We start from the raw sequence: 11,423 nt of genomic DNA, 5'->3' as shown, positions 1-11,423 counted from the left end.
AAATGACTAGCAGTTGTGGCTGTTCTGAGAACTCAAAACAGCCACAACTGCAATCTAGTGGCGACTAGTTGGCGGAGATCTGACGCAGTACGTACTGCAAGATGCCGCCGTTGCGGTAGTAGTCCGCTTCACCGGGCGTATCGATGCGCAGGACAGCGTCGAAGGACTTGCTGCTGCCATCCTCTGCGGTTGCCGTGACCTTCAGAGTCTTGGGGGTGGTGCCGTTGTTCAGCTCCGTCACTCCCTCAACTGCGAACGTCTCGGTGCCGGTCAGGCCCAGCGTTGCTGCGGATTCACCCTCCGGGAACTGCAGGGGCAAAACGCCCATGCCGATCAGGTTGGAGCGGTGAATACGTTCGTAGCTCTCAGCCATAACAGCCTTGACGCCCAGAAGCGCAGTACCCTTAGCTGCCCAGTCACGTGAAGAACCGGAACCGTATTCCTTACCAGCCAAGACCACCAACGGGGTGCCGGCAGCCTGGTAGTTCTGAGCGGCGTCGTAGACATAAGCCTGCGGGCCGTCAGCTTGGGTGAAGTCGCGAGTGAAACCACCCTCAACTCCATCCAATAGCTGGTTCTTGATGCGGATGTTCGCGAAGGTACCGCGGATCATCACTTCGTGGTTACCACGGCGAGATCCGTAGGAGTTGAAGTCCTTGCGCTCCACACCGTTGGCCAACAGGTACTGACCGGCCGGGGTGTCTGACTTGAAGGAACCTGCCGGGGAGATGTGGTCTGTAGTAACAGAGTCACCCAACTTCAACAGCACACGAGCACCGGAGATGTCCTGGACCGGAGCAGGCTCAGCGGTCATACCCTCGAAGTACGGGGGCTTCCGAACGTAGGTGGACTTCGGATCCCAAGCAAAGGTGTCGCCTTCAGGGGTGTTGAGCGCCTTCCAGCGATCGTCACCTTCGAAGACACCCTCGTAACCCTTGGTGAACATGGCCTCGTCGATGGACGAATCGATAACCTGCTGAACCTCAACAGGGTTCGGCCAAATGTCCTTCAAAAACACGTCGTTGCCGTCAGCGTCCTGGCCAAGTGCATCGGCGTCGAAGTCGAAGTCCATGGAACCAGCCAAGGCGTAGGCGATAACCAGCGGCGGGGAAGCCAAGTAGTTCATCTTGACGTCCGGGTTGATACGGCCTTCAAAGTTACGGTTACCCGAGAGGACTGCCGTGACGGAGAGGTCATTGGCCTGAATGGCCTCGGAGATCTCAGACTCAAGCGGACCCGAGTTACCAATACACGTTGCGCAACCGTAGCCAACAATGTAGAAGCCAAGCTTCTCCAAATACGGAGTGAGGCCCGACTTCTCGTAGTAGTCAGTAACTACCTTTGAACCTGGAGCCACGGAGGTCTTGACCCACGGCTTGGACACGAGGCCCTTTTCCACGGCGTTGCGAGCAAGCAGAGCTGCTGCCAACATCACCGAGGGGTTGGAGGTGTTGGTGCACGAGGTGATCGAGGCGATGGAAACGGCACCGTGATCGAGCTCAAACTCGCGGCCGTCTTCAGTCTTGATGTGAACCGGCTTGGACGGACGGCCGTGTGCACCGTTCGCTGCCGAAACGACGCGTGGGGACTCGGTGGTGTGCGAGTCAGCGTGCGTGAAGGACGGCGAATCCGAAGCCGGGAACGACTCCTCGAGGGATTCGTCAACGCTACCGTCTTCGATTCCAACGTAGTTGTGGATGTCCTTGCGGAACTGCTCCTTGGCATCGGTGAGCTCAATGCGGTCCTGAGGACGCTTGGGGCCAGAGATGGAGGGAACAACCGTGGACAGGTCCAGCTCGAGGAACTCGGAGAAACGCAGTTCGCGGGAAGGATCGTGCCACAGGCCCTGTTCCTTCGCGTAGGCCTCTACAAGTGCCACGTTCTCTTCGGAGCGGCCGGTGAGGCGCAAGTAATCCAAGGTGACGTCGTCGATCGGGAACATAGCAGCCGTGGAACCGAATTCCGGGCTCATGTTACCGATGGTGGCGCGGTTAGCTAGCGGAACAGCTGCAACACCTTCGCCGTAGAATTCCACAAACTTGCCAACAACGCCGTGCTTACGAAGCATCTCTGTGATGGTCAATACGACGTCGGTAGCGGTAGCGCCAGCCGGGATGTTACCGGAGAGCTTGAAACCAACAACGCGTGGGATCAACATGGAAACGGGCTGGCCGAGCATTGCTGCCTCGGCCTCAATGCCACCAACACCCCAGCCCAAAACACCCAGGCCGTTGACCATCGTGGTGTGGGAGTCGGTACCAACGCAGGTATCCGGGTATGCGCGCAAAACGCCGTCAACCTCGCGGGTCATAACGGTGCGTGCCAAGTACTCGATGTTGACCTGGTGGACAATACCGGTTCCCGGGGGAACTACCTTGAAGTCATCAAACGCAGTCTGGCCCCAGCGCAGGAACTGGTAACGCTCACCATTGCGCTGGTACTCGATCTCCATGTTGCGCTCAAGCGCGCCAGAGTTACCGAAGACATCGATCTGAACCGAGTGGTCAATCACCATTTCAGCCGGAGCCAAGGGGTTAACCCGCTTGGGGTCACCTCCGAGTTCCTTGACCGCTTCACGCATGGTCGCCAGGTCCACAACACAGGGGACGCCGGTGAAGTCCTGCATGATCACGCGGGCTGGCGTGAACTGGATTTCGGTGTTTGGCTGGGCATCCGGGTCCCAACCGGCCAAAGCGCGAACGTGGTCGGCCGTGATGTTGGCGCCGTCCTCAGTCCGCAGGAGGTTCTCAAGCAATACCTTGAGGCTGAACGGAAGGCTATCGGCGCCTTCAACGGAGTTCAACCGGAAAATTTCGTACTCGGATCCGGCTACATTAAGTACGCCTTTTGACCCGAAGCTGTCCACAGTGCTCATCGCAGGACTCCTCTCGCAACAGTTTCATCTTTGTCTGGCAGATCACCACGTGCTAGTTAGGTTTACCTAACTAGATGCCGGTAGCAGCAACGCGACCGTCTCCACGTGATGCGTATTCGGATAAAGGTCAAACGCACGCAACTGCGCTAGCTTCCACCCCGCATTGCGGAAGTAGCCTAGGTCACGAGCGAAGGAAGCCGGATCACATGCCACATAGGCAATGGCCCGTGGTGAACTCGCAATAAGTTGCTTTACCACTTGTGTACCAGCACCCGCGCGGGGCGGGTCAAGAACAATGGCATCGAATGCGCGAGGTTGGCGCCGCAACACACTCTCAACTCTGCCCTGCACAATCTCCACTTGAGGAATTCCATGGAGATTTTTGCGAGCATCCCGGCTGGCGCCTGGTGCACCCTCCACTGATAGCACCGCACCGCTCTCCCCCACCGCTTGGGCCAACGGTGCCGTGAATAAACCAGCCCCCGCATACAGGTCCGCCACGTTCGCACCCGGGGTGAGATAGCCGCCGTCGTTCAAGAATTCTTGAACCGCCCCGGAGAGCGTCTGCGGAGCCCGGCGGTGGATCTGCCAAAACCCTTCGCCAGTCACGCGGTATTCATGAGAACCCACTGACTCGCTCACCCAGGTACGGCCGCGCAGCCGCAAGGTTTCACTCCCGCCCGGGTTGAACGTGGCAACCGAAGCCGCTGGATCAATGCCGGCGAGAATCGCCGAGAGTCGTTTGGCCGAAGTTCCCGGCGCCGGATTCAGCAGCACCAGCGGTGCACTGCCGTTAGCCGGCGCAGCCACTTCAATGCGCTCAATTCCGTTTAAGTCCAGTTCCCACAAACGCAAAGCATTAATCTGCTCTGAAGCGAGAGGCATTTCTTGAACCGGAATAATGCGATCCGAACGGTGCGCGTGCATTCCTAGGCGCCCATCTCGGCCCACGGCGTAGCTCGCCCGCGTACGCCAATGCAGGCCGTCCTCGCCAGCGCCAGGAATCTCCACGGCTTCTACTTCCACGGAAGTTTCGAGCCCTGCCAAGCGCTGAAGTTGCTCGGCAATCACCGTGGCCTTGAGCTCACGCTGTACGGAAAGTTCAATGTGCCCAAATTCTGCGCCACCCACCGCTGGCACGCGGCGTCCGGCGGCAGCAAGGGCATCTGCTGGAGCCCAAAAGTGTTCGCGTCGTCCGGGGGCAGCGTCAAGGACCTCCACAACGTCGGCACGCCAGAACTTGGCGTCCTCCGAGGAGTCAGTCAGCCGCGCCATCACCCGTTCGCCGGGGAGCCCATGGCGGACAAAAATCACGCGACCTTCGTAACGCGCCACAAAGTGCCCGCCGTGTGCAACCGGGCCCACGGTCAGTTCCACGGTGCGGCCTTGAGCTTGGGTCATTTAAGTGCCTGCAGTTTCTTTGCCTCTTCCGATGATTTCAGCTGCCATGGCACGCTGGCCACCATCACTCCGGGTTCGAAGTGCAGCCTGGTTTTGATTCGAAGCGCAGTCTGGTTGTGGACGAGTTGCTCCCACCACTTTCCAACTACGTATTCGGGGATGTAAACAACAATGAGGTCCCGGGGCGAGTCGCGGCGCATATTGGTCACGTACTCCATGATGGGAGTGATCGTGTCGCGGTAGGGGCTCGCGAGGACTGTCAGCGGAACCGGGATCTTGAGTTTTTCCCAGTCGCTGAGTGTGCGTTGGGTCTCCTCCGGTGTGATGTCCACAATGATTGCGTCCAACCGCGAAGGGCGTGAAGCCCTAGCATAGGCCAAGGCCCGCAGAACCGGTTTACGGACGTGGGAAACCAATAACACGGCGTGGACACGTGAGGGCAGGGCCCGTGGTGAGGAATCCTCGTCAACGGAGAGTTCCTTGGCCACGTTGTCATAGTGGGCCTTGATGCTCCACATAATCAAAAAGAGGATAAACATTGCCAACAGTGCGATCCAGGCACCTTGTTCAAACTTGGTGATCAGGACAATGACGAGCACCAACGCGGTCATTCCAAAACCGATCATGTTGATGGTGCGGGACTTGATCATTCGCCGGCGCAGTGATTTGTCCTTAACGCGGCGCAATTCCCGGCCCCAGTGCCGGATCATGCCCAGCTGGCTGGCCGTAAAGGAAATAAACACTCCAACGATGTACAGCTGGATGAGTTTAGTGACGTCCGCGTTGAAGGCCAAGATCAGGACCAAAGCCCCGCCAGCCAAGGCTAGGACACCGTTGCTGTAGGCCAGCCTGTCGCCTCGGGTACGCAATTGACGCGGGAGGTAGCCATCCTCCGCCAGGATGGACCCCAAAACTGGGAAGCCGTTGAACGCAGTGTTGGAGGCAAAAACCAGAATGATGCCAGTTGCGGCCACCACAATGTAAAACGGGATTGACCCTGCGCCAAAAACTGTCTGCGCAATCTGGCTAATGGCCGGATTCTGGATGTACCCCTCGGGAAGCGGCTTGCCGTTGAGCAAGAATTCCTTGGCCGGGTCTAGAACAATGTGCACTTTGGTGGCGTTGGCCAAGTACAGAATTCCCGCGAGCATCGCAGCGGCAAGGGCGCCAAGCAGCAGCAAGGTGGTGGCTGCGTTTTTGCTCTTGGGCTTTTGAAAGTTGGGTACACCGTTGCTGATGGCTTCAACGCCCGTCAGGGCTGCCGCACCAGAGGAGAATGCCCGCAGCAACAAAAACGCGCCAGCCAATCCAACAAGGCCCTCGTCAAAGCCGGGTGAGGGAACAATTTCAAACGCTGCTGACGGTGCCTGGCCCAAACTCCCGGTCAGGGCTTGAATGATACCTACAACGGTCATCCCCAATATGGACGCCATAAAAATGTAGGTGGGAACAGCAAATACTGTTCCTGCTTCCTTGATACCGCGCAGGTTCACAAGCGCCAAAATAACGACGCCGATAGTCGCTATCATCGCTTGCTGCCCGTGAAGTATGGGCACGGCCGTTGTCAGATACGCTGCCGCAGACGACATGGACACAGCCACCGTCAGGACGTAGTCCACTAAAAGTGCCGAGGCCACCGTCAAGCCGGCATATTTGCCAAGGTTGACGTTCGCGATCTCGTAATCACCACCACCGGAAGGATAGGCATGAACGTTTTGGCGATAGGACGCAACAACCGTCAGCAGTACCACCATCACTGCCAGACCCACCAAGGGTGAGAACGCCACAGCCCCCACACCAGCGAGGGCTAGGGTCAGCAGAATCTCGTCCGGGGCATAAGCCACCGATGACAAGGCGTCAGAAGCAAAAATCGGCAAGGCGATCCGCTTGGGCAGGAGGGTGTGCGCCAACCTGTCATTGCGGAACGGCCGCCCAACGAGGACGCGTTTAATAGCGTTCAATAGTGAGAGCACCTGACTAAAGTTAGTCGTCTTGCGGGCCAATGTCATGAATTGGGTCGCCGCCGGTAGATTAGACCCAGCTATTGCCCCAGCATTTGTATGTTTTAGCAGCGAATGTGGTGGCGTGGACACGCCGGGGTGGGCGGACTAACAGTGGCGTATAGACAGTAAGGATTCCCAAGTGGCACATTTTGTGATCATGGGTTGTGGCCGGGTGGGTGCAACACTGGCGCACACCCTCGAAGACGCGGGCCATTCGGTAGCCATCATCGATCAAGATGACCGAGCCTTCCGCCGGCTACGAGGCGGATTTAGTGGACGCAAAGTAACAGGCGTTGGGTTTGACCGTGAAACGCTCAAACAAGCTGGTGTTGAAGAGGCCTACGCCTTTGCAGCTGTCTCTTCAGGCGACAACTCCAATATTCTGGCCACTCGCGTTGCCCGCGAAACGTTTCATGTCCCTCACGTTGTAGCCCGAATCTACGATCCAGGGCGGGCCGAGATTTACCAGCGACTTGGTATCCCCACGGTGGCTGCTGTGCGCTGGAGCGCCGACCAGGTGCTCCGCCGGATTCTTCCCGAGCAGACCATCACCGGGGACTTCCGTGAACCTTCGGGCCGCCTGATGTTGGCGGAAATGCAGCTCCACGAAGACTGGCAAGGTCACCGCCTGAGCCAAATCGAGGCTGCTGGAGGAATTCGAATTGCTTACCTAACCCGCTTTGGTGAGGGCGTGATGGTTGACCCCGCTGGCAGTTATCAAGAAGGCGACACCATCCACGCAATCGTCCCCGTTGACGGTTTGGACCATGCGTCCCACCAATTGGCTAAGGCTCCCGCCAAGGAGGAACAGTGAAAGTTGTGATCGTAGGGGCGGGAAGCGTTGGCTGCTCCATTGCCCGTGAGCTGCTCATCAACAAGCACCAAATTCTTTTGATCGATGAGAAGCCCGAAGTCATTGGCCGCAGCGGACTGCGCGGGGCCCACTGGCTGGTTGGCGATGCTTGCGAACTGAGCACACTCAAGGACGCAAAGCTTGAAGAAGCGGACGTTGTTGTTTCGGCTACCGGTGACGACAAGGTCAACCTGGTGGTTTCCTTGCTGGCCAAAACCGAATTCGGTGTGGGCCGCACCGTGGGCCGTGTTAACAACCCCAAAAATGACTGGATGTTTGACGACTCTTGGGGTGTAGACGTTGCAGTGAACACACCGCAGTTGATGACAGCACTAGTTGAGGAAGCCGTGGAGATTGGTGACTTGGTGCGCCTGCTCACCCTCCAAACCGGTGTTTCCTCCCTTGTGGAATTCACGGTTCCGCACGATTCGCACTTGATTGGCAAAACTGTTGGTGGCATCGAGTGGCCGCTCGATGCCACCCTCGTGGCTATTTTGCGTGACCAAGCGCCCATCACGCCCAGCCTTGATGACGTCCTAGAGGGTGGAGATGAGCTGTTCCTCGTTACCACCATTGCGGCCGAGGACGGGCTGCGGAAACTTCTCGCCGCCAGTATCAACGAGGACGACGAGCCTCGGGCAGTTGCGCCAGACGCCACCTTGGCTGAAGATCCCCAAACTCCTGAGGACGACGGCTTCGACGGCTAGATTCGCCAGTCCCGGTAGCGCTACGGCGCCGTGTCGCCTTCAGGGCGAGCGGCGCCGTAGTTCTTTAAGCTCTAGTTCTTTAAGTTCTAGCTCTTTGTCGACTCGTCGTATTTAGCAGCCTCGTCGCGGGTAAGGATCCATGCCACCCACAAACCCAATATGTACAGCGGTGCACCCATCAAAAGGCGGGTTGTCCCCAGCGCCGCTAGTCCGGCGTCGCCCATCAAGTAGAGCGGAACCTGGACAGCTAGGCGCAAGGCCAGTACAGCAACGATGATCCACGTGCCCCATTGATAGGCGCGAACACGTAGTGGGTTCTTGCGCCACTCAATGCCCTCATTGCGGATAAAACCAAACAACAAGCCAGCAACCGGCCACTTCACAGCAATTGAAATCACCATCGCAACGATGTACGCGCTATTAGTCAGGAAGCCTGGAAGATAAAAGTCCGCAGCCTTACCGGTGCTGTTGGCGAACCACGCAGAAATTCCGACGCCGATAATTCCGGCAAGCGCTTGGGTCACCGGGCGCCGTTGGACCAGCCGGATCACTGTGAACACGGCGGAGACAGCAAGAGCGGCGATCAACGAGACCGGCAAAGCATGGCTGATAGTAAAAGCCACCAAAAACACCAAACCCGGCACAATGCTTTCAGCGATACCCTGCACACCACCGGCGGCATGCATCATGTCGATTTGGCCATCGGCCTTACGCTTTATTCCTGCCTTTTGGGCATATCCACTAGCGGTCTGGGCAAATGCGGATTCAGGTTCGTTGGGCGCGGTAGTTTGCGGATCGTTGTGGGCATTCACTTAGTGCTCCTGGTGGGCCAAAATCTCGTACCGCGGGTTGAAAATTGTTGGGATCGAATCATTGTGAGAGACCATACCCTCAAAACGAATCTGAGTGCCCGGGTCAATCCCTCGCACCCTGCGCCGTCCGAGCCACACAAGTTTCACCCGGTTTGTCCGCTTGGTCTTGAGTTCGTTGGCTGTTTTTCCTTCATCGAGGTCAACCACAATGGCGGTAAAAACTGGCGTTGCCGTCCATGGGGCGAATGTGACCGATTCGATGTACCCACGGCACCTCGCCCGTCCCCGCTCCGGCAATTGGGCCACAGTAGAGAAATCGGCTCCGCCAAAGGCATACGCAGCGTGATTAGCCAATGTGTGTTGTCTCCGGGCCGCGTTCAGGCGCGGTCAACGTAGGAGCCTCGTCAGGTGAATACGGAGCCGGCTCAGGGGCTTGACCAATCGCGTCCTTGGGGAGGTTCAACGGCAATAGATCCCGGGGCGGCATGGGGCTTTCGCCCCGGACCACAACAACCTTGCGGAACAAATCTTCCAACTCAGCTGCCGCTTCCCGTTCAAGTGCCGCATCGCCACCGAAGACGGCACGCAAGAACCATCGAGGCCCGTCTACGCCAACAAAGCGGGCTACTCGCTGGCCGGGACCACCATCAGCTGTCTGGGCAGGAAGTTTGGCGATGAGCTCTGTGCCAAAGGAACCTTGAATTTCTTCGACGTGCCCGCCTTGGCTAGCCACCGATTGGCTGATCTGCTCGCGAATCTCGTCCCACAGCCCTTCCGAGCGCGGAGCCGCAAATGGCTGCAACTGCACAGTGGAACCTTTTAAGTCCATGGTCACTGCGATAACCCGCTGGGTGGACTCTTCCACCTCGAGCCGGAGTTCGAGACCCTGGGCTGCAACGAGGCGTAGCGAACCCATGTCAATCAAGTCTTCGTTGTCGTCAACCTCGGAGACGTCAAAGGGACCTGTTTCGGCGCGCGGGAAAGGGGCCTTCTCGGTACTAACTGCAGGCGTTTGAAGAACGTCAATCTGCTCGTCGTTCACGAGTTCATTCTTCGCCTTTTTTGAACGCCCAAAAGCCATGGGGAACTGCTCCTCTATTGTTTCAGTTTTGGACTTGACCAAAGCCACCGGTTGAGCCGAAGCCAGCGTCGCCCCGAACCGAATCGGGCAACTCGTCCACGTGTTCAAACTGCGCGTACTCCACTCGCTGAATGACCATCTGGGCAATTCTATCGCCGCGCTTGAGTTCTATAGTTTCGCTGCGATCGGTGTTGAGCAGCGTCACCGCAATTTCGCCACGGTACCCAGCGTCCACGGTACCGGGCGCATTCACCACCGTGAGCCCGTGCCGAGTAGCAAGTCCAGAGCGCGGGTGGATCAACCCAACGTACCCAAAAGGAAGCGCAATCGCGACGCCGGTGGGCACAAGTTTCCGCTCGCCAGGAGCAAGCGTTACGTCTTCCCTGGCCCGCAGGTCCGCCCCAGCGTCACCTGGGTGGGCATAACTAGGCGCTTCCAGTCCGGCGTCGAGCATTTTGAGTTGAATCCGTAGTCCAGGCTGTATCTCTTGGTTCACAGTGCCCCACTCTAGCGGTTGAAGACGGGGCACTGCACTGACCAATTGGGAGAACTGGCGCCAAGAGTGGAAAGCTAAGTACATGCCTGAGACTTCCGCCCAGATTCCCCCTGCCACTTCCTCAACGGTGCTGTACACCGAACGTTTGTGGCCAGCGGTGTGGATTTGGATTGTGGTTTTGGGGATTTCCGGTGCAGGAATCCTAGTATTCGCGCCTATCAACATGACCTCTGGGTACATTGCCGCGATCGTTTTGTTTCTTATCCAGGCAGTGATGCTCTACACCTCAACACCCACCATCGAGGTCACACCTGCCACTCTCCGAGTTGGACGAGCCACCATTGAGCGTTCCCTGCTCGGCACGGTTGAAGCGTTTGAGGGGGCCGAGGCCACAGCCGAGCGCGGTGTTCGGCTCAATGGCCTGACCTACTTGTGCATCCGCGGGTGGATTTCCTCTGTGGTGAAGATTCAAATCTTGGACCCTCAGGACAAAACCCCGTATTGGCTAGCCTCGACCCGCCATCCGGCAGCTTTGGTCAAGGCGCTCTCCTAAGCAACACTGCACCAATCCCAGCCGTTCCCCTCATCGCGCCGATACTACGGTTCTGCGTTGAGCGCACCCCGTTCAGCGTGCCTCGTTCAGCGTGCCTCGTTCAGCCTGCTGCGAGCTAGCCTTCGCAGTCCTTGCAGTACGTTAAGCCGTTCTTTTCGAGCGCAATCTGCGAGCGGTGACGCACCAAAAAGCAGGAGGCGCACGTGAACTCGTCTGCTTGTGCTGGGAGCACCGTAACCTGCAGTTCTTCACCGGAGAGGTCCGCACCAGGCAGCTCATAAGAGTTGGCCAGCTCGGCTTCATCCTCATCAACTACTGCTGATTGGGCGTCCGAGCGGTGTGCTTTGAGCTCTTCTATTGATTCCGCGGCGGGCTCTTCCGCAGTCTTACGTGGGGCGTCATAATCTGTCGCCATGGTGTACTGCTCACGCTTCCCTTCGGTGTTACTCGTCTAGAGCTGATTCGCACTACGACTACAAAAACTACGAATCCGTGTATGTCAACGTTCGGACACCGGCTTTTGTGCCCTTGCGGCAACTCATCATGCCATCTATAGGTGCAAAAATCGCGGCACGCCCTCCCGGATAGTAGGAATTCCGGGTATGTGGTGGCAGAGTCATTGCTTAGATGGCCAGGCAAGGG

11 protein-coding genes are annotated in these 11,423 nt (G+C 57.8%); 3 read left to right on the top strand and 8 right to left on the bottom strand.

From position 1 onward, the window contains the following. Window positions 1-64 precede the first annotated feature (64 nt). From acnA to ACQQCD_RS10200, 3 genes are all read right to left on the bottom strand, one after another. The gene (acnA, locus tag ACQQCD_RS10210; RefSeq protein ID WP_430268284.1) at window positions 65-2,875 is read right to left on the bottom strand and encodes an aconitate hydratase AcnA; all 2,811 of its coding nucleotides are present in this window, start codon (window positions 2,873-2,875) and stop codon (window positions 65-67) included. Window positions 2,876-2,941: 66 nt separating this feature from the next. Beyond that, window positions 2,942-4,276: a class I SAM-dependent RNA methyltransferase gene (locus ACQQCD_RS10205; protein ID WP_430268283.1), complete on the bottom strand. Its 1,335-nt coding sequence runs from the start codon at window positions 4,274-4,276 to the stop codon at window positions 2,942-2,944. After that, complete coding sequence (locus ACQQCD_RS10200; RefSeq protein WP_430268282.1) at window positions 4,273-6,285, bottom strand: APC family permease; 2,013 nt, start codon at window positions 6,283-6,285, stop codon at window positions 4,273-4,275. Before ACQQCD_RS10200 ends, ACQQCD_RS10205 begins: the two co-directional genes overlap by 4 nt. Window positions 6,286-6,418: 133 nt before the next feature. Here ACQQCD_RS10200 and ACQQCD_RS10195 point away from each other — a divergent pair, with 133 nt between their 5' ends. Together ACQQCD_RS10195 and ACQQCD_RS10190 are read left to right on the top strand one after the other, a co-directional pair. Then, window positions 6,419-7,093, top strand: a complete 675-nt coding sequence (locus ACQQCD_RS10195; RefSeq protein ID WP_430268281.1) for a potassium channel family protein — start codon at window positions 6,419-6,421, stop codon at window positions 7,091-7,093. Continuing rightward, a complete protein-coding gene (locus ACQQCD_RS10190) occupies window positions 7,090-7,839 on the top strand; it encodes a potassium channel family protein (RefSeq protein WP_430268280.1) in 750 nt (249 codons plus the stop codon). Before ACQQCD_RS10195 ends, ACQQCD_RS10190 begins: the two co-directional genes overlap by 4 nt. Window positions 7,840-7,925: 86 nt before the next feature. On the opposite strand, the gene ACQQCD_RS10185 is transcribed toward ACQQCD_RS10190, so the two are convergent. From ACQQCD_RS10185 to dut, 4 genes are all read right to left on the bottom strand, one after another. After that, window positions 7,926-8,558, bottom strand: a complete 633-nt coding sequence (locus ACQQCD_RS10185) for a DUF3159 domain-containing protein (protein WP_430268328.1) — start codon at window positions 8,556-8,558, stop codon at window positions 7,926-7,928. Between the two features lie 93 nt (window positions 8,559-8,651). Further along, window positions 8,652-9,005: a hypothetical protein gene (locus ACQQCD_RS10180; protein WP_430268279.1), complete on the bottom strand. Its 354-nt coding sequence runs from the start codon at window positions 9,003-9,005 to the stop codon at window positions 8,652-8,654. After that, window positions 8,998-9,732, bottom strand: a complete 735-nt coding sequence (locus tag ACQQCD_RS10175; RefSeq protein ID WP_430268278.1) for a DUF3710 domain-containing protein — start codon at window positions 9,730-9,732, stop codon at window positions 8,998-9,000. Before ACQQCD_RS10175 ends, ACQQCD_RS10180 begins: the two co-directional genes overlap by 8 nt. A 22-nt stretch (window positions 9,733-9,754) precedes the next feature. Next, window positions 9,755-10,228, bottom strand: a complete 474-nt coding sequence (gene dut, locus ACQQCD_RS10170; RefSeq protein ID WP_430268277.1) for a dUTP diphosphatase — start codon at window positions 10,226-10,228, stop codon at window positions 9,755-9,757. Between the two features lie 82 nt (window positions 10,229-10,310). Between dut and ACQQCD_RS10165 the strand changes: the two genes are divergently transcribed. Beyond that, window positions 10,311-10,781, top strand: coding sequence for a DUF3093 domain-containing protein (locus tag ACQQCD_RS10165; RefSeq protein ID WP_430268276.1), 471 nt, complete (start codon window positions 10,311-10,313; stop codon window positions 10,779-10,781). 115 nt (window positions 10,782-10,896) lie between these two features. Here the strand turns inward: ACQQCD_RS10165 and ACQQCD_RS10160 are convergent, their stop codons facing one another. Beyond that, entirely contained in the window at window positions 10,897-11,196 is a 300-nt protein-coding gene (locus tag ACQQCD_RS10160; RefSeq protein WP_430268275.1) for a DUF4193 domain-containing protein, read from the bottom strand. Between the last annotated feature and the right edge of the window lie 227 nt (window positions 11,197-11,423).

This window comes from Pseudarthrobacter sp. J1763, assembly GCF_050490295.1.
GTDB lineage: Bacteria > Actinomycetota > Actinomycetes > Actinomycetales > Micrococcaceae > JBNPEO01.
The sequence above is the reverse complement of the archived record's forward strand: the minus strand, read 5'-3'. Positions and strand labels throughout refer to the sequence as shown.

Coding starts and splice junctions, on each gene's coding strand:
- acnA (WP_430268284.1), bottom strand. CDS start 2,875: ATGAGCACTGTGGACAGCTTCGGGTCAAAAGGCGTACTTAATGTAGCC.
- ACQQCD_RS10205 (WP_430268283.1), bottom strand. CDS start 4,276: ATGACCCAAGCTCAAGGCCGCACCGTGGAACTGACCGTGGGCCCGGTT.
- ACQQCD_RS10200 (WP_430268282.1), bottom strand. CDS start 6,285: ATGACATTGGCCCGCAAGACGACTAACTTTAGTCAGGTGCTCTCACTA.
- ACQQCD_RS10175 (WP_430268278.1), bottom strand. CDS start 9,732: ATGGCTTTTGGGCGTTCAAAAAAGGCGAAGAATGAACTCGTGAACGAC.
- ACQQCD_RS10165 (WP_430268276.1), top strand. CDS start 10,311: ATGCCTGAGACTTCCGCCCAGATTCCCCCTGCCACTTCCTCAACGGTG.
- ACQQCD_RS10160 (WP_430268275.1), bottom strand. CDS start 11,196: ATGGCGACAGATTATGACGCCCCACGTAAGACTGCGGAAGAGCCCGCC.